At 72.5% G+C, this 19,907-nt stretch carries 17 protein-coding genes; 9 read left to right on the plus strand and 8 right to left on the minus strand.

Translation table 11 applies throughout. The annotated features are described in order from the left end of the window. Positions 1-68 precede the first annotated feature (68 nt). Positions 69-1,067 (plus strand): aldo/keto reductase, encoded by a 999-nt coding sequence (locus tag ACFXG1_RS11320; protein WP_384721478.1) that lies wholly within the window; start codon positions 69-71, stop codon positions 1,065-1,067. Positions 1,068-1,220: 153 nt separating this feature from the next. Here the strand turns inward: ACFXG1_RS11320 and thpR are convergent, their stop codons facing one another. From thpR to ACFXG1_RS11335, 3 genes are all read right to left on the minus strand, one after another. Next, positions 1,221-1,835 carry an RNA 2',3'-cyclic phosphodiesterase gene (thpR, locus tag ACFXG1_RS11325; RefSeq protein WP_384742148.1) on the minus strand — a complete coding sequence of 205 codons (615 nt, stop codon included), beginning with the start codon at positions 1,833-1,835 and terminating at the stop codon, positions 1,221-1,223. A 208-nt stretch (positions 1,836-2,043) separates the two neighbouring features. Further along, positions 2,044-3,390, minus strand: a complete 1,347-nt coding sequence (locus ACFXG1_RS11330; protein WP_384710568.1) for an MFS transporter — start codon at positions 3,388-3,390, stop codon at positions 2,044-2,046. Positions 3,391-3,415: 25 nt separating this feature from the next. Then, on the minus strand, positions 3,416-3,880 hold the full coding sequence (locus ACFXG1_RS11335; protein ID WP_384710564.1) for a MarR family winged helix-turn-helix transcriptional regulator: 465 nt from the start codon (positions 3,878-3,880) through the stop codon (positions 3,416-3,418). Positions 3,881-4,042: 162 nt separating this feature from the next. Here ACFXG1_RS11335 and ACFXG1_RS11340 point away from each other — a divergent pair, with 162 nt between their 5' ends. Continuing rightward, positions 4,043-4,225 (plus strand): ribbon-helix-helix protein, CopG family, encoded by a 183-nt coding sequence (locus ACFXG1_RS11340; protein ID WP_384710561.1) that lies wholly within the window; start codon positions 4,043-4,045, stop codon positions 4,223-4,225. A gap of 150 nt (positions 4,226-4,375) precedes the next feature. On the opposite strand, the gene ACFXG1_RS11345 is transcribed toward ACFXG1_RS11340, so the two are convergent. Beyond that, positions 4,376-5,830: an NCS2 family permease gene (locus tag ACFXG1_RS11345; protein ID WP_384710558.1), complete on the minus strand. Its 1,455-nt coding sequence runs from the start codon at positions 5,828-5,830 to the stop codon at positions 4,376-4,378. A gap of 221 nt (positions 5,831-6,051) precedes the next feature. Between ACFXG1_RS11345 and ACFXG1_RS11350 the strand changes: the two genes are divergently transcribed. Then, positions 6,052-6,327 (plus strand): DUF2530 domain-containing protein, encoded by a 276-nt coding sequence (locus tag ACFXG1_RS11350; protein WP_384710555.1) that lies wholly within the window; start codon positions 6,052-6,054, stop codon positions 6,325-6,327. Between the two features lie 181 nt (positions 6,328-6,508). After that, positions 6,509-8,995 carry an HAD-IC family P-type ATPase gene (locus tag ACFXG1_RS11355; RefSeq protein WP_384710552.1) on the plus strand — a complete coding sequence of 829 codons (2,487 nt, stop codon included), beginning with the start codon at positions 6,509-6,511 and terminating at the stop codon, positions 8,993-8,995. A gap of 12 nt (positions 8,996-9,007) precedes the next feature. Here the strand turns inward: ACFXG1_RS11355 and ACFXG1_RS11360 are convergent, their stop codons facing one another. From ACFXG1_RS11360 to ACFXG1_RS11370, 3 genes are all read right to left on the minus strand, one after another. After that, positions 9,008-9,823, minus strand: coding sequence for a hypothetical protein (locus ACFXG1_RS11360; RefSeq protein WP_384710548.1), 816 nt, complete (start codon positions 9,821-9,823; stop codon positions 9,008-9,010). A 498-nt stretch (positions 9,824-10,321) separates the two neighbouring features. Continuing rightward, the gene (locus ACFXG1_RS11365) at positions 10,322-13,531 is read right to left on the minus strand and encodes a sacsin N-terminal ATP-binding-like domain-containing protein (protein WP_384710545.1); all 3,210 of its coding nucleotides are present in this window, start codon (positions 13,529-13,531) and stop codon (positions 10,322-10,324) included. Between the two features lie 577 nt (positions 13,532-14,108). Next, positions 14,109-15,011, minus strand: coding sequence for a DUF3027 domain-containing protein (locus ACFXG1_RS11370; protein WP_384710542.1), 903 nt, complete (start codon positions 15,009-15,011; stop codon positions 14,109-14,111). 383 nt (positions 15,012-15,394) lie between these two features. Here ACFXG1_RS11370 and ACFXG1_RS11375 point away from each other — a divergent pair, with 383 nt between their 5' ends. The 4 genes from ACFXG1_RS11375 (at position 15,395) to ACFXG1_RS11390 (ending at position 18,876) form a co-directional block, all read left to right on the plus strand. Further along, a complete protein-coding gene (locus ACFXG1_RS11375) occupies positions 15,395-16,711 on the plus strand; it encodes an MFS transporter (RefSeq protein WP_384742173.1) in 1,317 nt (438 codons plus the stop codon). A gap of 128 nt (positions 16,712-16,839) precedes the next feature. Continuing rightward, positions 16,840-17,310: a DUF2771 domain-containing protein gene (locus tag ACFXG1_RS11380; protein ID WP_384742152.1), complete on the plus strand. Its 471-nt coding sequence runs from the start codon at positions 16,840-16,842 to the stop codon at positions 17,308-17,310. Between the two features lie 46 nt (positions 17,311-17,356). Then, complete coding sequence (locus ACFXG1_RS11385; protein WP_384742154.1) at positions 17,357-18,025, plus strand: futalosine hydrolase; 669 nt, start codon at positions 17,357-17,359, stop codon at positions 18,023-18,025. Beyond that, positions 18,025-18,876 carry a 1,4-dihydroxy-6-naphthoate synthase gene (locus tag ACFXG1_RS11390; RefSeq protein WP_384742156.1) on the plus strand — a complete coding sequence of 284 codons (852 nt, stop codon included), beginning with the start codon at positions 18,025-18,027 and terminating at the stop codon, positions 18,874-18,876. Before ACFXG1_RS11385 ends, ACFXG1_RS11390 begins: the two co-directional genes overlap by 1 nt. Positions 18,877-19,020: 144 nt before the next feature. Here ACFXG1_RS11390 and ACFXG1_RS11395 read toward each other — a convergent pair whose 3' ends face one another. Then, on the minus strand, positions 19,021-19,404 hold the full coding sequence (locus tag ACFXG1_RS11395) for a cold-shock protein (RefSeq protein WP_384742158.1): 384 nt from the start codon (positions 19,402-19,404) through the stop codon (positions 19,021-19,023). A 259-nt stretch (positions 19,405-19,663) separates the two neighbouring features. Between ACFXG1_RS11395 and ACFXG1_RS11400 the strand changes: the two genes are divergently transcribed. Next, the gene (locus tag ACFXG1_RS11400; protein WP_384721099.1) at positions 19,664-19,903 is read left to right on the plus strand and encodes a hypothetical protein; all 240 of its coding nucleotides are present in this window, start codon (positions 19,664-19,666) and stop codon (positions 19,901-19,903) included. The last annotated feature ends 4 nt before the right edge of the window (positions 19,904-19,907 follow it).

Raw genomic sequence — 19,907 nt, forward strand, 5'->3', positions numbered from 1 at the left:
GCCCCGGGGCCGATCACGCGGTACGCCCTCTTGCTTCGAACCCGCTCCGGCTGTCTATGAATAGGCCCATGGAGTACACGCAGCTGGGACGCACCGGACTGAAGGTCGGCAGGATCGTCCTCGGGACGATGAACTTCGGGCCCTACACCTCGGAGACCGACAGCCACGCGATCATGGACACCGCGCTCGGCGCGGGCGTCAACTTCTTCGACACGGCCAACACCTACGGCGGGCCGGGACAGCGCGGCCTGACCGAGACGATCATCGGCAAGTGGCTCGCGAAGGGCGGCGGGCGACGCGACAGGATCGTCCTCGCGACCAAGGTGTACGGAGCCGTGCACAACGAGGACGGCCCGGTCTGGCCCAACCACGACAAGCTCTCCGCGTACGGCATCCGCCGCGCGGTCGAGGCCAGCCTGAAGCGCCTCGGCACCGACCACATCGACCTCTACCAGTTCCACCACATCGACCGGGCCACCCCCGTCGACGAGATCTGGCAGGCCGTCGACACCCTGGTCCAGCAGGGCAAGATCCTCTACGCGGGCTGCTCCAACTTCCCCGGCTGGAAGATCGCCCAGATGAACGAGGAGGCCCGCCGCCGCGGCTCGTACGGCCTGGTGAGCGAGCAGTGCCTCTACAACCTCTTCGAACGCCGCTCGGAGCTGGAGGTGATCCCGGCGGCCCGGGAGTACGGCCTCGGCGTCCTCCCCTGGTCCCCGCTCCACGGCGGTCTCCTCGGCGGCGTCCTCCGCAAGGAACGCGAAGGCGGCGCGACGGCCCGCTTCACCGGCCTGGGCTCGACCCTGCTCGCGGAACCGGGTGTCCGCGACCGCGTCACGGCCTACGAGGACCTCCTGGACAAACACGGCCTCGCCCCGGGCGAGGTCGCCCTCGCCTGGCTCCTGACCCGCCCCGGCGTCACCGCCCCGATCGTGGGCCCGCGCACGGCCGACCAACTGGCGGGCGCGCTGCGGGCGGCGGACCTGACACTGGACGACGAGCTGCTGACGGCACTGGACGAGATCTTCCCGCCGGTGGGCGGAGCACCGGAGGCTTACGCCTGGTAGGCGGCGGTGCCGGGTGCCGTACGGGGCTTCGTCCGCGTACGGCACCCGCGCATTCGGCTATCCGAGGACGGACGCCACCGCGATGATCACGAACATCAGTACGAGCGCCCCGGCCATGATCTGGTTCCTGGTCTTGGTCTTCACCCCACGAGACTAACCCGCGCCGTCACCGGACCCGGCGGCGCCCAGGCTCCACGTGGCGAGGGTCTCGTACCAGGAGTCCTCGCCCCCGCTCGGCGGGTGGCTGCGGATGAGGGCGAAGTCCGTCACCTGCCAGGCGGTGCCGGTGAAGACGTCCAGCCCGGCCGCGTACTCGCCGAGCCCGGCCGCCGGGGCCGCCCCGGGGCCGCGTCCGCGGCGGGTCCTGGCGAGGGTGAGATGCGGGGTGAACCGGAACGGCTCCTCGACCGCGACCCCGGCCCGCCGCGCCCCCGCGTGCACCCGCTCGGCGAGCCGCCGCATGGCCGCGAGGTCCTCACCGCTCCCGGCGGCCCCGGCCCACAGCACGCCCTGCCCGAAGTGCCCGCCGCCGCGTATCCCGATCCGGAACGGCACACTGCGCCGGGCGCCGCGCCCGAAGCGTTCGGTCAGCTCGGGTACGAGCCCCTCGTCCACCTCACCGAGGAAGGAGAGGGTGTAGTGCCACCCGGCCGGACGGGTCCACCGCAGCGCGTCGGCCCCGGGCACCTCCGCGCGCAGCCGCGCCACGGCCGCCGACAGCTCTTCGAGCTGAAGGCCCGGCGGGACGACGGCCGTGAAGAGTCTCATGGGCCCGAGTATCGCGGGAACGTCGTCCGTCCGGTGCGCCCGGCGCCTAGGTCGTCTCTTTCGGATCTTGCCGGGCTCGCGTGCCCTGGCACCGCGCCTCGCCGCGTTGTCGTCAATCGTCGATGCTCCGCATGGACTCATTCCTCCGCCTTGCGATCCACGGCACCAGACCCCGCTCCCTGATCCGGCCTGATCCGAAAGAAACTCCCTAGCCCGCGCGGGCCGGGCTCTCCGCGGTGACCCCCCGGCGGCCGTCCTTCCGGCGGGGGACCAGGGTCAGGTGGCGGCGCCCGCGGCGCAGGTCGAGCTTGAGGCGGACGCCCGCCGCGCGGGTGAGCATCAGGCCCACCCCGATCGCGGCCAGCAGGGAGACCGCGCCGCCCGCGGCGAAGCCGACGCGGGGGCCGTAGGCGTCGGTGATCCAGCCGACGATCGGCGCGCCCACCGGCGTACCGCCGACGAACACCATCATGAAGAGGCTCATCACCCGGCCCCGTACGGCCGGATCGGTGGCCATCTGAATGCTGGAGTTGGCGGTCACATTGACCGTGAGGCCGAACATCCCGATGGGCACCAGCAGGGCCGCGAACAGCCAGAACGAGGGGGCGAACGCGGCGACGACTTCCAGGGCGCCGAAGAGGACCGCGGCGCCCACGAGTATGGAGAGCTTCGAAGTGCCGCGCCGGGCGGCCAGCAGCGCGCCGACCAGGGAGCCGACGGCCATCAGGGTGTTGAGCAGGCCGTAGGTCTCGGCGCCGGACTCGTACACGTCGTGGACGAAGGCGGTGAGCCAGATCGGGAAGTTGAAGCCAAAGGTGCCGATGAAGCCGACGAGGACTATCGGCCAGATCAGTTCGGGGTGGGCCGAGACATAGCGCAGGCCCTCCCGCAACTGCCCCTTGGCGCGCGGGGCGCGGTGCGAAGGATGCAGCTCGGAGGTGCGCATCAACAGCAGGCTCGCGATGGTGGCGAGGAAGGACAGGCCGTTGAAGAGGAAGGCGTAGCCGGTGCCGACGGCGGTGATCAGCACACCGGCGACGGCGGGGCCGACGAGCCGGGCGGACTGGAAGTTGGCGCCGTTGAGGCTGACGGCGTTGGCGAGCTGGTCCGGGCCGACCATCTCGTTGACGAAGGTCTGCCGGGCCGGGTTGTCGACGACGGTGACGAGGCCGAGCAGGAACGCGGTCAGATAGACGTGCCAGACCTGGACCTGTCCGGTGAGGGTGAGGACGGCGAGCGCGAGACCGGTGACGGCCATCGCGGACTGGGTGAAGATCAGCAGGGCCCGCTTGGGGAGCCGGTCGGCGAGCACACCGCCGTACAGGCCGAACAGCAGCATCGGCAGAAACTGGAGCGCGACGGTGATACCGACCGCCGACGCGGACCCGGTGAGGGTGAGCACCAGCCAGTCCTGGGCGATGCGCTGCATCCATGTACCGGTGTTGGAGACGACCTGCCCCATCGCGTAGAGCCGGTAGTTCCGGATCTTCAACGAGCTGAACATCGTGGTGGGAGAGGGTGCGGGTGCGGAGTCTGCTCCGGGTCCCGTACGCAAAGTCGGTTCGCCTCCTCGGCATCGGTTACAGGTGGGCGAGCTTCTCCAGGACGGGGGCGGCGGCGCGCAGCTTCTCCCACTCGTCTTCGTCGAGACCGTCGGCGAGATCGGCCAGCCAGACGTTCCGCTTGCGGCGGCTCTCCTCGAGCATGGCCTCGGCCCGCTCGGTCTGGCTGACGACCTTCTGCCTGCGGTCGTCGGGGTGCGGCTCCAGCCGGACCAGTCCCTTCGCCTCCAGCAACGCCACGATCCGGGTCATCGACGGCGGCTGTACGTGCTCCCGCCGCGCCAGCTCCCCGGGGGTGGCCGAACCGCACCGGGCGAGGGTGCCGAGCACCGACATCTCGGTAGGGCTCAGCGACTCGTCGACTCGCTGGTGCTTGAGCCGGCGGCCCAGCCGCATCACGGCCGAGCGCAGCGCGTTCACCGCGGCCTGGTCGGCGTCTCCGCCGTGGCTGCCGCCGGTGTCGCCATGGGACAGGTCTGACATGTTCGTTAGCATAACTCATTACCCTGTCTAAATACCAGTCGGGGGCGGACCCCCTTCCCCGACCCGCATTCCGCCGCGTCACGCAACCCCGCATCACCCGTATGGGTGATCCCGGCGGGAAAATTCACCCGCCCGGCGCAGGCCCGGCGCGACCCTGACGGCATGAATTCGACTGTCCTCAGCCTCCGCATAGACGCCGACCTGCTGGAACGCGTCCGGGGCCATGCGGCCAAGCGCGGCATGAGCGTCCAGGACTATGTGGTCCGCACCCTGATCCGCGACGACTTCGACGAACGCTTCGAGGCGGCGGTGGAGGAGACGGACGAGTTCTACGGCCGCGCCTGACCACCCGCGCGCCTGACCACCCGCGCCGCGGCCCACCGGGCCCGGGCCCGTCGCCGCGGGCCGGTCCTTCGCCCGCACACGGCGAAGGGCCGGCCCGGAGGTGGTCCGGGGCCGGCCCTTCAAAAGGGGCGGGTCAGCGGGGAGGGGTCGTCACTTGGCCAGGCCGAGTGCGGGCATCGCGTAGTAGAAGACGAAGACCGCCGAGACCACGTACATCGCGACCGGGACCTCCCGGCCGCGGCCCGACGCCAGGCGCAGGACGCTGAAGGCGATGAAGCCGATGCCGATGCCGTTGGTGATGGAGTAGGTGAAGGGCATCATCACCATCGCCAGGAACGCGGGGACCGAGACGGTGAAGTCGCTCCAGTCGATGTCCCGGATCGAGCCCGCCAGGATCAGGAAGCCGACCGCCAGCAGGGCGGGGGTGGCCGCCTGGGAGGGGACCATCGTCGCCAGCGGGGTGAAGAACAGCGCCAGGGTGAAGAGACTGCCGGTCACCACCGACGCCAGGCCCGTACGGGCGCCCTCGCCGACGCCCGCCGTGGACTCGACGAAGCAGGTCGTCGCGGACGACGACGTCGCGCCGCCGGCCGCGACCGCGATGCCGTCGACGAAGAGGACCTTATTGATACCCGGCAGATTGCCGTCCTTGTCGAGCAGCTTCGCCTCGTCGCCGACGCCGAGGATCGTGCCCATCGCGTCGAAGAAGCAGGACAGCAGCACCGTGAAGACGAACAGCGTGCCCGTGAGCAGGCCGACCTTCTCGAAGCCGCCGAACAGGCTGACCTCGCCCACCAGGCCGAAGTCGGGGGTCGCGACCGGGCTGCCCGGCCACTTCGGGGTGGTCAGGCCCCAGCTCGGGACCTTCGCCACCGCCTCGATGATCATCGCGACGATCGTCATCACCACGATCGACAGCAGGATCGCGCCCGGCACCTTGCGGATGATCAGCACCAGGGTCAGCAGCGCGCCCAGCACGAAGACCAGGACCGGCCAGCCGTCGAGGTGACCGCCGCTGCCCAGGGTCAGCGGGACGGTCGTACCCGCGACGTCCGGGATCCGGGAGACGAAGCCCGCGTCCACCAGGCCGATCAGCATGATGAACAGACCGATACCGATCGCGATGCCCTTGCGCAGGCTGCGCGGCACCGCGCTCATCACCCGTTCCCGCAGCCCGGTCGCGACCAGCAGCATCACCACGAAACCGGCGAGCACCACCATGCCCATCGCGTCCGCCCACGACATCTTGGGCGCGAGCTGGAGGGCGACGACCGTGTTCACGCCCAGACCCGCCGCGAGCGCGATCGGCACATTGCCGATCACCCCCATGAGAAGGGTGGAGAAGGCCGCGGTCAGCACGGTGGCGGTGACCAGCTGGCCGCCCTCCAGCTGATGGCCGTACATGTCCTTCGCGCTGCCCAGGATGATCGGGTTCAGCACGATGATGTACGCCATCGCGAAGAAGGTGGCGAGCCCGCCGCGGACCTCGCGCGCGACGGTCGAACCGCGCGCCGAGATCTGGAAGTACCGGTCGAGTCCGCCGCCGGCCTCCTTCGACGGAGGCTCGGGAGTCCCGGGGGCAGCGGCAGGGGCCGAGGAGGTCATGCGGTCCTCATCAAGCGGAATCGGGGGAGTCGGGTTACGTCTGCCGTACATGGCCGCTCTTTGAACCTCTTTGGAGGTTCCTACATATAAAACCAGCCATGAGCAAACCGTTTCAGTATGAACATATAAGACCGGGAACGCCATCTCCGCGCGTAGATATCGGTTGACCGGGGCGGATGGGGCAGGCCGATCGGCGTGGGACCCGCGCCTACACTGATCCCATGGCGAAGTGGACTCCCCGGCACGAGGCACCCCCTCCCCTGGAGGGGCCCGTCGTCGCCACCATCACCGGCGGCACGATCATCTGGTTCGCCCTCTTCCTGGTGCAGATCCCCTTCTACGACTGGTTCGCCGACCGCGATCTGATGTGGTGGGTGTGGACCTGCCTGGCGGGCGGCGGGCTGGGTCTTATCGGTATCTGGTACGTGCGGGGGCGCGACGCGGCCCTGAAGCGAGCCGGGTCGCCTCCCGATGGGGAGAGCCCGGGCCCCGAGTAGCGGTTCGGCCCGGCGCCGCTCCACTCGGACGGGGGTATACGGCGCCGGAGGTCCGGGGGCGCGAGGGACCGCGCGATCAACCCCCTGCCGGGGCGCGGCCGGGCGCGGGGGCGCGGCACCTCGGCATGGACCGCCTCCCGACGGAGCCCGCGGCCGCGGCCGGAGCCGTAACGTACTGCGCATGACCCAGTCGGCCAGGATCGAACCGGACGACCGTGACCGCGACCGGCCCGGGGGTGACGCCCGGCGGCCCGCCATCGACGCGGGGGCCGAGCTGGACCCCGTACACCCCGTGCCACTGCCCGCGCCCGGCCATGTGCCCGCTCCGACCGGGGGGCTCACCTCCGACGAGGTCGCCGAGCGGGTCGCGCGCGGGGAGGTCAACGACGTACCCGTCCGGTCCTCCCGCTCCACCGCCGACATCATCCGCGGCAACGTCTTCACCCGCTTCAACGCGATCATCGGCGTCCTGTGGGCGATCATGCTGGTCGTCGCGCCGATCCAGGACAGCCTCTTCGGGTTCGTGATCATCGCCAACACCGGTATCGGCATCATCCAGGAGCTGCGCGCCAAGAAGACCCTCGACGGGCTCGCCGTCATCGGGGAGGCGAAGCCGACCGTACGCCGGGACGGGGAATCCGTGCGGGTCTCCACCTCCGCGATCGTCCTCGGGGACCTCGTGGAGCTGGGCCCGGGCGACAAGGTCGTCGTCGACGGCACCGTCGCCGAGGTCGACGGCCTCGAAATCGACGAGTCGCTGCTCACCGGCGAGGCGGACCCCGTACTCAAGCGCCCCGGCGACCCGGTGATGTCGGGCAGTTTCGTCGTCGCGGGCGGCGGCGCGTTCACCGCGACCAAGGTCGGCCGGGAGGCCTACGCGGCCCAGCTCGCCGAGGAGGCGTCCCGTTTCACCCTGGTCCACTCGGAGCTGCGCAGCGGTATCAGCACCATCCTCAAGTACGTCACCTGGATGATGGTCCCCACCGCGATCGGGCTGATCATCAGCCAGCTCGTGGTCAAGAACGCCGACCTCAAGGACTCCATCGCCCGGACCGTCGGCGGCATCGTGCCGATGATCCCCGAGGGCCTCGTCCTCCTCACCTCCGTCGCCTTCGCGATCGGTGTGATCCGGCTGGGCCGTCAGCAGTGCCTGGTGCAGGAGCTGCCCGCGATCGAAGGTCTGGCCCGGGTCGACGTCGTCTGTCTCGACAAGACCGGCACGCTCACCGAGGGCGGGATGGACGTCGCCGAGGTACGGCCCCTGGGCGGGGCGGATCCGGCGTACGTACAGAAGGTACTGGGCGCGGTCGGCGCGTCCGACCCCCGCCCCAACGCGTCCCTCACCGCCATCGCCGACGCCCACCCCGACGAGGCCGGATGGACGGTGACGGACACGCTGCCGTTCTCCTCCGCCCGCAAGTACAGCGGCGCGCGCTTCGACGAAGGTAACGAGGGCTCCGGCGCGGCGGCCTGGCTGCTGGGCGCACCCGATGTCCTGCTGCCGGCCGGCGACCCGGTACTCGCCGAGATCGACCACCTCAACGAGCGCGGCCTGCGCGTGCTGCTGCTCGCCCGCGCCGACTCCCTCCAGGACCCGGCCGGGGCCCGCCCCACCGCCCTCGTCGTCCTCGAACAGCGGCTGCGGCCCGACGCCGCCGCGACCCTCGCCTACTTCGCCGACCAGGACGTCGCCGCGAAGGTCATCTCCGGCGACAACGCGGTCTCCGTCGGCGCGGTCGCCGCCAAGCTGGGACTGCCCGGCGCCGACCGCCCCGGGAGCACCGTCGACGCCCGCACCCTGCCCACCGACCGGGACGCGATGGCGGCGGCGCTGGAGCAGGGCGCGGTCTTCGGCCGGGTCACCCCGCAGCAGAAGCGGGACATGGTCGGCGCGCTCCAGTCCCGGGGCCATACGGTCGCCATGACCGGCGACGGCGTCAACGACGTCCTCGCCCTCAAGGACGCGGACATCGGCGTCTCCATGGGCTCCGGCTCCGAGGCGACCCGCGCGGTCGCCCAGATCGTGCTCCTGAACAACAGCTTCGCCACCCTGCCGTCCGTCGTCGCCGAGGGCCGCCGGGTCATCGGCAACATCACCCGGGTCGCGACCCTCTTCCTCACCAAGACGGTCTACTCGGTCCTGCTGGCGATCCTCGTCGTCGTCAGCCAGGTCGAATACCCCTTCCTGCCCCGCCATCTGACCCTGCTGGCCACCCTGACCATCGGCGTCCCCGCGTTCTTCCTGGCCCTGGCACCCAACAAGGAACGCGCCCGGCCGCACTTCGTCCGGCGCGTGATGCGGTACGCGATCCCCTCCGGGGTCATCGCGGCGGCGGCCACCTTCACCGTCTACGCCCTGGCCCGCTCCCACTACAGCGGCCCGAATGCCCTCGACGCCGAGACCAGCGCCGCGACGCTGACCCTGTTCCTGGTGGCCCTGTGGGTGCTGGCGATCGTCGCCCGCCCCTATACCTGGTGGCGGATCGCCCTGGTCGCGACGATGGGGCTGGGGTTCCTGATCGTGCTGGTGGTGCCGTGGTTGCAGGAGTTCTTCGCGTTGAAGCTGGTGGGGACGGCCATGCCGTGGACGGCGGTCGGGGTCGCGGCCGCGGCGGGGCTCCTGCTGGAGGTGGCGTGGCGGGTGGTGGACCGCAGATTCCCGGCGTGACGGCCGGGGCGGTCAGACCCGCCCGGCCACCCGACGGTCCAGGTCCAGGTCGCCCCGGAGCAGCCGCAGGTCCTCGCCCCACTCGTCCAGCACCGGGCCGTGCCCCCACGCGCGGGCATGCGGCTCCAGCTCGTTGAAGAGCGTCCGTACGGCCGCCGGGGCGCCCTCGGCCGCCAGCACCCCGCCCAGCAGCGGCAGCAGCCGCTCCGGCGACCACTCGGGGCGGCTCAGCGGATGGCGCCTCAGCTCCCAGGCCAGGTACTTGTTGTAGGGCCTGACCCGGTTGTGGGCGGCGAAGAGGTACGTCAGGTAGTACGGCACCGCTTCGGCCGCGTCCAGACCGGCGGCGAGCGGCTGCCCGTCCCGGGCGCTCTTGAGGCAGCGGTAGGCACTGTTGAGGAACGCGTCGAGATACTCGGGCGCCAGCACCGCGCCCTCCTCGGCGCCGAGCGTCCCCTTCGCCGTGACGAGATCGCCGATCAGCCCGTCGGCGGTGTCCATCTCGACCTTGGCGTGCGTGAACGCGTACCGGTTCCACTCCGTGCCCGAGCCGGGCAGCGCGTGCTCCCGGAACTCGGTCAGCGGCAGCACCATCACATCCAGCCGGGCGTCCCGCCGGAGCAGCGCGGCCAGCGCGCCACCGCCGTGCGCGGCGTCCTCGGTGCCGTCAGCGACGACGAGGTAGACGTCGTAGTCCGAGTGCTCGGTCGCCAGCCCCTCCCGGGCCCGCGACCCCGTCAGAACGAGGCCGAGCACCCGGCGGTCCCTGCGGACCCGGTTCAGCAGCGTGGCGTACTCCTCGGCGGCGGCGGAGGCGATTGGAGTCACCGGACCACCCCACCACGCCGGGCCGTCCGTTCCAACCGTTTTCACCCCTCAAACACCCGAAGGATTCGCAGGATCGTCCCTGCCGGGCGCCTCCCGCTGTGGGGTAGCCGGGGCCCGGAGCGCCGTCCCCATGACCCTTTGCGTCGCGGGCACGGCCCGGTACGTGGCTTGTCGCGCAGTTCCTCGCGCCCCTAAGAGCACCTCCGGGCACGGCGGCCGCTGAAAGCATCTCCGGGGGCCACGCCTCTGAAAGGCCCTGGGCTGAGGGCTACATGTCCGTGTGCGTGGGGAGGGCGGATGCGGGGTTGCCCCCGCAGCCGTCGGCGGTACGCAGCGGTCAGCGCATCCGAGGCCCCGAGTTCCGCCGATGGCGAGGAGGTAACCCCGGAGTCGACCGACCGACCCGCGCCGCACAGGCAACCCGCAGGGTCCTGGAGCAACGACCAGCGGACAAGACACACCAAGGCCCCGCACCCCACCACCAACGGAGCAGGCCGGTTACCCCAAGGTGTCGAACCACCTGTCGCGGGCCAGTTCGGACGTCCGCGACGGGTCTTCCAGCAGCGCCGCGACCTCGAAGCGGCGGGGCCATTGGGACGCCGCCCAGGCCAGGCCCGCCGCGACGCCCTCGACCGTCGCCGCGTGGACGACCCCGTCAGGGGTGCGGCGCCAGTCGAGTTCCGTGCCGCCCGCGACGAGTTCCTCGTGCTCGACGTATGTCTCCGGGGTCGCCGGGCCCAGCAGGACCCGTACCGACTCCGGCACATCGTGCTCCTCGCCCTCCGTCGTCACCTCCGCCACGACCGTCTCGCTCAGCCGCCGTACGGACAGCAGCTCCGCCAGCTCGTCCGCCAGCTCGGGGCGTACCGGCAGCAGCGGCAGTCCGCCCGTGAGCGGGATCAGATCGGGTACGTCCGCCACCACCGCGTCCGCCGCGTCGACGACCCGTACCTCCCCGTCCACCACGGCCCGCAGCTCGTCCGGGAGCGTCACCTGCTCCGGGTCGAGCTCGGCGAGGGCCGTGTACAGGCCGTGCAGCTGCGCCGCGCCCACCGGCAGCTCCGGGTCGGCCAGCCGGGCCAGCAGCTCGGCCGCCCCGCCCGGCTCGTCGAGCAGCGCCGCGACCGAGGTACGTACCCCCAGCGCCCGCAGTACCAGCGCGTCGTCGAAGCCCGTCGCGTCCACGGCCTCGTACAACCCGGCCAGCAGCGGATCGCCGCCCGCGGCCCGCAGTCCGGCCGGGCGGCGGCCGTCGAGTACCGGGTGGTCGCGCAGCCACCACGCCGTGTAGGGCCGTACGGTCTCCGTCGTACCGTCCGGCAGGAGTACCCGTACCGGCTCGACCAGGGCGTCCCGCAGCGGCGGCCGGGCCAGCAGGGCCAGCGCCCGCGGCCAGGCGTCGTCGTCGACGAGATCGAGATCCCGTACGGCCACGATCTCCGTCGCCACCGGCGGCACCGGGCCCTCCGGCAGCCGGTCCAGTACGTCCTCGCACCATACGTCGACGGCGTCCAGCAGCCCCGCGTCGTCGGGCTCCGCCCAGTCGCCGTCGCGCGGCTCCAGCTCGTCCGGGTCGAGGACCACGTCCGTGGCCCTGACCAGGGTGAAGTCCGCGAGTACACCGCATGCCGCGAGGGGCCGCTCGCCCCATCGCCCGGCCAGTTCGGCGTCGCAGAACGCCAGCGCGTCCCGCCGCATCACCGCGGCGAACGACCCGCCCGGGAGCACCAGCTCACCGGCCGGCGCGAGTTCGCCGTCCTCGTCGGGGAGCGCGAGCGCGCCGAGCCACGGCTCGTCACCGGGCTCCAGATCGGCGTCCCGGACCAGGGCGAGCACGGTGTCCGCCAGCTCCTCCCCCTCCAGGGCGTCCGGATTGTCCTCGTCCCAGATCTCCCCGGCCTCCAGCGACCCGGCGACCGCCGCCCGCACCTGCGGGGTCGTCAGCACCGCACGCGGCGTCGCGGGCAGCGCGCCGAGCTTCTCCAGCAGGGGGTGGGCGGCGTCGGCGTGGGCGACCTTCAGCCCGAGGCGGGCCAGCCTGACGTGGTCGTCGCCCCCGGAGTCGCCCCGGGCGTCCTGCGGGGCGTCCGGCAGCGGGAGGAGGATCTGCCGGGGCCCGATCACCGTCCGGCCGTCCGCGAGCGGCACCGGCAGGCCCATGAGCCGGTCCGGGTCGACGCCCGCGAGGCTGTCGTACAGCCGCCGCCACCAGGACGGTTCGCGCTCCAGACCGGCGAGCCGGTCGATCGCCTCCGTCAGCGGTACCCGCGCCACCCCGACCGTCCGCAGCTCCGCCCGTCGTTCGAGACCCGCGGGCAGCAGCGTCGGCAGGACGTCGGCGAGGACCCGGACCGTCTCGGCGCCCGCGCCCTCCAGGACCTCCGCCTCCACCGGCCGCAGCGCCGCGGGCCGGTCCGTCACCGGCAGGCCCGTGTCCTCGGCGTCCGCGGCGTCCCCGGCGGGCGGCGGGGCCGCGGGCGGCAGGAACGCCGTCCGCGGCAGCAGCCTGAGGATCGCCGCCCGCAGCGCCCCGTCCAGCTCGCCCTTCCCCAGCGGTCCCGGCACCAGGTCGATCGTGCCCGTCGACACCGGCTGCCAGCCGCCGAGGAGTTCGGCGTACGCCTCCGCCGCGCGCTCCACGAGGAAGTCGGTGAGCGGCCCGGGCGCCGGGTGGCGGCGGGCCGTGTCCAGCGGCAGCGACGCGATCAGCAGGGCCGGTACGCCCAGGGGCTCGTCGGTCGGCGTCGGCGCGTGCACCACGGGCGCGGTGGCGGGCCGTACGGGCGACCCGTCACCGGCCACCGGCACGGCCCAGGTCACCGACCAGTAGGGCCGCAGCCGCTCCTCGATCGGACGGTCCTTCAGGAGGGCCGGGTCCGTGGGGCCGTGGTGGGTGACGGTCCGCCAGCGGCGCGGGGCCGCGGCGCTGTCGGTGATCCGGACGTACGGGCCCTCGACGGCCCGGGTGAGGGTCCGTACCCCGTCGGGCGTGTCGATCACGATCTCGGACAGGCCGGTGAGGGTGAGCAGCAGGGCGTCGTCGACGGTACGGAGCAGATGCTCCACGAGATCGGCGGCGGCGCCGTCCCGCAGGGGCAGCACCACCACCGTGTCGTACCCCTCGGGCGCGGTGCCCTCGGCGGGCAGCGGCAGCCGGAGCAGCGGTACGTGGCCGTCGCGGCGCTTCAACTCCTCCGCGAGCGCGCCGGTCCCTCTTTGCGCGGTCTCCTCCGCGAGGGCGCGGGCCTCGGCGAGCGACCACCGGACTCCGCCGTGCCGCCCCAGGACGGCGGGCTCGTCCGATACGGCGAGCACGGCGGCGAACCCGACGCCGAACCGGCCCACGGGTCCCTGGCCTTCGGCGCGCTCGTCGGGCTCGTCCCGCTTGGCCGACGCACGGAGCGTGCTGAGCGACTCCGCGCCGGCCGCGTCGAGCGGCGCGCCCGTGTTCGCGGCGGCGAGCGTGTTCTCACGGAGCGTCAGCCGGAACCGGCCGGGGACGCGGGCGCGGACGGCCGCGTCGGCGGCGTTCTGCGCGAGTTCGACGACGAGACGGTCGCGGTATCCGCCGAGGACGAGGTCCTCCTCGGCGTTGGCGTCCTCCCGGAACCGCGCGGGGCTCGCCGCCCAGGCGTCGAGAACTCCGCGCCGCAGCCGCGCGGTGCCGAACGGGTCGGGGGCGCCGGTGCCGGACGCTTCGGTGCTCACGCTGTGACTCCGCTTCTGTCTCTCATCAGATGGCCCGAAGGTACCGGGTCGCTCCCCGGTGGGTGGCTGGTCGCGCGGTTCCCTGGATGCCGTGGTTCACGTTGCTGGTGTTGTGCGGGGTCTCCGGGTGTTCTTGTCGGCTGGGCGTTGCTCCAGGACCCTGCGGGTTGCCTGTGCGGCGCGGGTTGGTCGGTCGGTCCCGGGGCCACCTCCTCGCCATCGGCGGAACTCGGGGCCTTGGAAACGCTGACCGCTGCATCCCGCCGACGGCTGCGGGGGCAACCCCGCACCCGCCCTCCGCACGCATATGGACATGCACCCCTCAGCCCGAGATCTTTTAGGGGCGCGGGGAACTGCGCGACAAGCCCATCACCGGGCCGGGGGCCGAGGAGCAGCTGTGGATGCCGGACGCGTCCGGTCCTGGCCCCGGCCACGGGTAGCCGAGGCGCTGGGGGTCCCCCCACGCCGCCAGGCGTAGGGGGCGGAACTGCGCGAGAAACCACTCACCGGGCCGCGCCCGCGACGCAGGGGTCATGGGAACGGCGCTCCAGGCCCCGGCTACCCCAGCGGGAGGCGGCTAGGCGTGGCCCAGGTCCTCGTTGTCGTCGGGCTCGCCCCGCAGGGAGAACTCGTCGGTGCCCATCGAGTCCAGTACGTGCGCGGCGGGCTGCGGAGTCTTCGGCATGACCGCCGCCTCCGAGTGGCCCCCGCAGCCGTACGACAGGGACACGACGCGCCCGTCCGCCGGGGAGAACTCGTTGGCGCAGATCCCGAACGCCTGCGAAAGCGACCCGGCCACCGGCACCAGGAACCCGCACGACACGCAGGTCGCGGGCGCCGCCTGGGCCATGGGGGTCTTCGCGCCGAAGGACTCGTCCCAGCGGTCCGCCGCGGTGTGGAGCCCGTACCGCGACAGGACGCGGGCCCGCCGCATCCCCAGCTCCTCCGCGAGGGACGTGATCTCGCCGCGGGCGTTGCGGACGGTGTCGGCGGGCCGCCGGTCGGTCAGCTCGGCGTCCTCCTCCTCGACCCGTTCGGCCAGCTCGTGGGAGGTCTCGGCGAGGACGGAGTTCGGCGGCGGTACGTCCTCGCCGCTGTAGCCGGGCTCCAGCCGGAGATCGTCGGCCTCGGTCGGCAGCAGATCGCCGGGACCCATGTCACCCGGCCGGAGCCGCTCGCTCCACGGCACCCATTCGGGTGCCAGCAGCGCGTCGGGTCCCGGCAGCAGCACGCTCTCGTCGAGGGTGACGACCTTCGCGCGGGACGCCCGCGCCACGGTCACCGCCCAGCGCCAGCCCCGGTACCCGGGCTCCTTGCACTCGAAAAAGTGTGTGACGACACGATCCCCCTCCGAGACGAGGGAGACATGCTCGCCCACCACTCCGGGCGCCGCGGCCTCCTCGGCCGCCGCCCTGGCGAGATCCACCGCCTCGGCGCACAGGCGGTCGGGGGTACGGCTTCTCGTCGTCGCAGCACTCACAGGTCTCGTTCTCTCCTACGCCGTCTCACGGGGTGCGCCGGCCGTTGCGCGGGGCGGATACGAGCGGCGGGCGGAGCGGACCAGGGGGCCGCATCGACGTCCGCGCCCGGCTCCGGATCCGTCACGGGCGCACCTCACGCCATCCATTCTGCGGGATGCCGAAGAGGCGCGCGGCCGAGAACATTCGCCGGTGGCGCGCTACGCACGCTACCTCTTCCGCAGCGCCCCGCCCACCTGCGCGCCCCAACCCGGAGCTAACAACCCCGCATCACCCGCCGTATCCGGCCCCCTTCGGGCACTATGGCGGGGTGGCCGCAGCCAGTTCGTCGGACGACGCCCCCGGGGTCCTCGGCGCGTCCGTCGCCCGTCGGGCGCTCGGCGCGCTGGGCCGGGCGTGCCGCGCCACGGGCCGGGCGCTGCGGGCCCCGTTCACGGGTACGGCGCGTTCCATCCGCCGGGCGACGCATGCGGACGGCGCGGGCGAGTCCGGTCTGGGCAGGCTGATCGAGCTGCACGCGGTCAACGGCGCGGGCGATGTGATGATCACGGTCGCGCTGGCGTCGACGGTGTTCTTCTCCGTTCCGACGGACGAGGCGCGCGGCCGGGTCACCCTCTATCTGGCGATCACACTGGCCCCCTTCGCCCTGCTGGCGCCGGTGATCGGCCCGCTGCTGGACCGGGTCCCGCACGGCCGCCGGGCGGCGATGGCGACGGCGATGCTGACCCGGGCGGTGCTGGCCCTGGCGATGTCCACGGCCGTGGTCACGGGCGCGCTGGAGCTGTATCCGGCGGCGCTCGGGGTGCTGGTGTCGTCGAAGGCGTACGGGGTGGTGCGCAGCGCCGTCGTGCCGCGGCTGCTCCCGACGGGGTTCTCCCTGGTGAAGGCCAATTCCCGGGTGACGCTCGCGGGGCTGCTGGCCACCGGTCTGGCCGCGCCGGTCGCGGCCGGGCTGCACCGGATCGGGCCCGCGTGGACGCTGTACGGGGCGTGCGCGCTGTTCCTGCTGGGCACGTTCTGGGCGCTGCGGCTGCCGCACAAGGTGGACTCCGCGAAGGGCGAGACGAGTGTCCGGGTCCTCACGCACGGCGGGAAGCGGCCCAGTCTGCGGACCGTCGGCCCGGCCGTGATCCACGGGCTCCAGGCCAACGCGTCCCTGCGGTGCCTCTCCGGGTTTCTGATCTTCTTCCTGGCGTTTCTGCTGCGGGAGCATCCGCTGGCGGGGCAGAGCCCGGCGGTGTCCATGGCCATCGTGGGCGTGGCGGCGGGCACGGGGAACGCGGTGGGTACGGCGGTCGGCGCCTGGCTCAAGGCCAGGGCACCCGAGGTGATCATCGCGACGGTGCTGGGTTTCGTCATCACGGCGGCGGTGCTCGCGGCGGTGTTCTTCGGCGCGGGCATGGTCGCGGTGCTGGGCGCGACGGCGGGGCTCTGCCAGGCCTTGGCGAAGCTGTCGCTGGACGCGCTGATCCAGCGGGACGTGCCGGAGGAGGTCCGTACGTCGGCGTTCGCCCGTTCGGAGACATTGCTCCAGATGGCGTGGGTGGTCGGGGGCACGATCGGGATACTGCTGCCGCTGAACGGGGTACTCGGGATGGCCGTGGCGGCGGGGATTGTGGCGACGGGCGCGGCGACGTCGGTCCGGGGCCTGGTGTCGGCCTCCCGCCACGGCCCCCGCGGCGCCCGCCCGAGGGTGGCCTGACGGGAGCGCCGGCAAGCCACCCACCGGCCCGCGGGCCGGGGCTCACCGCCACCCCGCGGCGGGAGGCGACCACGCCCGGAACGGGGCCCCGGCGCGGACGCGGCCACATGGGCAGATAGCCTTCGGGCATGACCGTTGCGTTCTTGTCCGGGACCCGCCGCCGGACCGCCGCCTCCATCGCCGCCGTCGGCGCCGGGCTTCTCGCCCTCACCGCCTGTGAAAAGCCGACGCCGGTCGCGACCTTGACGATCGGCACGGAGTCGGTGAACACGGAAGCCGCCTGCTACAACGACGGCAAGCCGCTCGCCAAGGACGTGTTCGACGAGTGCATGAAGAAGACCGGTAAGACCCTGAAGCTCGACACCGACCAGCCGCTGCGCATCGGTGTCGACCCGGCGATCGCCGAGAACGGCTGGGTACTCGGCGTGGAGGGCTCGCTCTCCAACGAGGCCGAGGAGTCGAAGAAGACGTACCAGTCGATCAACAGCCGCGCCTTCTTCCCGCCGGGTGGCCAGGACGAGCTGCGGCTTCAGATCGTGGAGCTGAAGGACAAGCAGCCGGTCGGCGTCTGGCAGTTCAAGCTCAAGAAGACCGGCTGACCCGACAGCTCCAAGCACCCGCGGCCCCACGACCGGAGGCGATGAGATGCGCGTACTGGTCGTGACCGCCGTCGCGCCGGAGGCCGAGGCCGTCGGCGCGGCGGAGTGCGGCGCCGAGGTGCTGGTCGGTGGTGTCGGCCCGGCCGCCGCCGCCGCGCGTACCGCCGTGGCGCTGAGCCGGGCGGGAACCTCGAACGAGCCGTACGACCTCGTCGTCTCGGCGGGTATCGGCGGCGGCTTCGCCCCGGCCGCGCCCGTGGGTTCCCTCGTCGTCGCGGAGACGATCGTCGCCGCGGATCTGGGCGCCGGCACGCCGGACGGCGGCTGGCTCCCCCTCCACGAGCTGGGCTTCGGCCGGGACACGCACCGTCCGCCGCGGGAGCCGGCGCTGGCGGCGGTACGGCTGACGGGCGCGCTGTACGCCCCGGTGCTGACCGTCTCCACCGTGACGGGCTCCGCCGGGCGCGCCGCCGAGCTGCGCGGGCGGCATCCGGGGGCGGGCGCGGAGGCCATGGAGGGGTTCGGCGTCGCGGAGGCCGCGGCGGCGCACGGGCTGCCGGTGCTGGAGATCCGCGCGATCTCCAACGCGGTGGGCCCCCGGGACCGGGACGCCTGGCGGATCAAGGACGCGCTGGCCGCGCTGACGGAGGGCTTCCGGCGGCTGCGCCCCCTCTTCGAAGGGCCGCCGCCGGCGGCAGAGCCGAAGGAGAGCTGATGGACATCGCGTACTCCCCCTGCCCCAACGACACCTTCGTCTTCGACGCCTGGGCGCACGGCCGGGTGCCCGAGGCCCCGCCGCTGGAGGTCACCTTCGCGGATATCGATGTCACGAACGGGATGGCCGAGCGCGGCGAGGGCACCGTCCTGAAGGTGTCGTACGCGGTGCTGCCCTGGGTCCTCGACGAGTACGCGCTGCTGCCGTGCGGCGGGGCGCTGGGGCGCGGCTGCGGGCCGCTGGTGCTCACCCGCGACACCGGTACGGGTACGGGTACGGGCGCCGATCTCGTGGGGCGTACCGTCGCGGTGCCGTCCGAGCGGTCGACGGCGTACCTTCTGTTCCGGCTCTGGGCGGCGGACCGGGTCCCCGGCGGGGTCGGCAAGGTCGTGGTGATGCCGTTCCACGAGATCATGCCCGCGGTGCGCGACGGTGTGGTGGACGCGGGTCTGGTGATCCACGAGGCGCGGTTCACCTACCAGGAGTACGGGCTGACGCGGCTGGCCGATATGGGTGAGCACTGGGAGGAGACGACCGGGCTGCCGATCCCGCTGGGCGCGATCATCGCGAAGCGGTCGCTGGGCGCGGAGCGGCTGCGGCTGCTCGCGGCGTCGGCGCGGGCGTCGGTCCGGATGGCCTGGGACGACCCGGAGGCGTCGCGGCCGTATGTCCGGGAGCACGCTCAGGAGATGGATCCATCGGTCGCGGACCGGCATATCGGGCTGTACGTGAACGAGTTCACGGCCGATCTGGGGCCGGACGGCTATGCGGCGGTACGCGGTCTGCTGACCCGCGCGGCGGCCGAGGGCCTGGTCCCGGCGCTGGCCCCGGGAGCGCTGGACTTCCCGTAGCGGGGCTTCCCCGCGATGGGGGCGCGCGCGGGCGTGAAGGGGCGCGCGGGAACAGAAACGGCCGAGGGGCATGTACCGCCCCTCGGCCTCGGTGCGCCGGGCTCACCCGATCAGGGGAGCGACCGGATGACGGCCGCCGTGCCGTCAGACGTCGAGCTGGTCCGCGACGGCCCGCAGCATGCCGGCGATCTTCGAGCCCTGCGCCTTGTCGGGGTAGCGACCGCGCTCCAGCTGCTGGGTGACGTTTTCGAGGAAGGTGGTCAGGTCCTGGACGATCGACGCCAGCTCGTCGGGCTTGCGGCGCTGTGCGGCCGCGACCGAGGGCGTCGGGTCGAGTACCACCACGGACAGCGCCTGGTCTCCGCGCTGACCTGCGACGACACCGAATTCCACCCGCTGGCCGGGCTTCAGCGAATCGACTCCGTCGGGCAGTACTGACGAGTGGACGAAGACGTCGCCGCCGTCGTCGCGGGAGAGAAAGCCGAAGCCCTTCTCACTGTTGAACCATTTGACTTTGCCGGTAGGCACGTCTGTCCTCGTCCTTGTACTCGTCGGGGCGTTTCGTCGGGCGCGGGCGCGCCGCGAAGACTTCGGGAATCTGTAGGGAACTGTAGAAAACTCAGGGACCCTGGGGAAACTCGGTAAAATCGCCAAACACGGTGAAAAACGGTCCGGATAGCAGTGCGGCGGGTCGCCCGACCCGCATCACACCCAAGGCTAATGGTCCAGGGGCTGGTGACAAGACGTCGCCGAACGGTTCGTCCCCGCCGGGAACTACCCTGGCCGGATGACTGCTACTCCTTCCGCGCCGGGGGACGGGCTCGTCCGGGCCGGCGCGATCGTCTTCGTCATCGGCGCCGTGGCCACCCTGATCACCTTCGTCCCGATGTTCCTGGGAACGGACCCCTTCCCGCCGGTCGCCTATGCCGTGTGCATGCTCATGGGGGTCGGCTTCGCGATCGCGGGCGCCGGTGTGCTGCGGTCGATCGCGGCACAGCGCCGGACGGCCAAAGCGGTGACGGACTGACCGT

The organism is Streptomyces sp. NPDC059248, assembly GCF_042753905.1.
In the GTDB taxonomy this organism is placed as follows: domain Bacteria; phylum Actinomycetota; class Actinomycetes; order Streptomycetales; family Streptomycetaceae; genus Streptomyces.

What these genes read in the sequence shown, in the direction of transcription:
- ACFXG1_RS11355 (WP_384710552.1), top strand. Translation starts at nt 6,509, where the DNA reads ATGACCCAGTCGGCCAGGATCGAACCGGACGACCGTGACCGCGACCGG.
- ACFXG1_RS11385 (WP_384742154.1), top strand. Translation starts at nt 17,357, where the DNA reads ATGCGCGTACTGGTCGTGACCGCCGTCGCGCCGGAGGCCGAGGCCGTC.
- ACFXG1_RS11320 (WP_384721478.1), top strand. Translation starts at nt 69, where the DNA reads ATGGAGTACACGCAGCTGGGACGCACCGGACTGAAGGTCGGCAGGATC.
- ACFXG1_RS11380 (WP_384742152.1), top strand. Translation starts at nt 16,840, where the DNA reads ATGACCGTTGCGTTCTTGTCCGGGACCCGCCGCCGGACCGCCGCCTCC.
- ACFXG1_RS11335 (WP_384710564.1), bottom strand. Translation starts at nt 3,880, where the DNA reads ATGTCAGACCTGTCCCATGGCGACACCGGCGGCAGCCACGGCGGAGAC.
- ACFXG1_RS11390 (WP_384742156.1), top strand. Translation starts at nt 18,025, where the DNA reads ATGGACATCGCGTACTCCCCCTGCCCCAACGACACCTTCGTCTTCGAC.
- ACFXG1_RS11400 (WP_384721099.1), top strand. Translation starts at nt 19,664, where the DNA reads ATGACTGCTACTCCTTCCGCGCCGGGGGACGGGCTCGTCCGGGCCGGC.
- ACFXG1_RS11340 (WP_384710561.1), top strand. Translation starts at nt 4,043, where the DNA reads ATGAATTCGACTGTCCTCAGCCTCCGCATAGACGCCGACCTGCTGGAA.
- thpR (WP_384742148.1), bottom strand. Translation starts at nt 1,835, where the DNA reads ATGAGACTCTTCACGGCCGTCGTCCCGCCGGGCCTTCAGCTCGAAGAG.
- ACFXG1_RS11350 (WP_384710555.1), top strand. Translation starts at nt 6,052, where the DNA reads ATGGCGAAGTGGACTCCCCGGCACGAGGCACCCCCTCCCCTGGAGGGG.
- ACFXG1_RS11345 (WP_384710558.1), bottom strand. Translation starts at nt 5,830, where the DNA reads ATGACCTCCTCGGCCCCTGCCGCTGCCCCCGGGACTCCCGAGCCTCCG.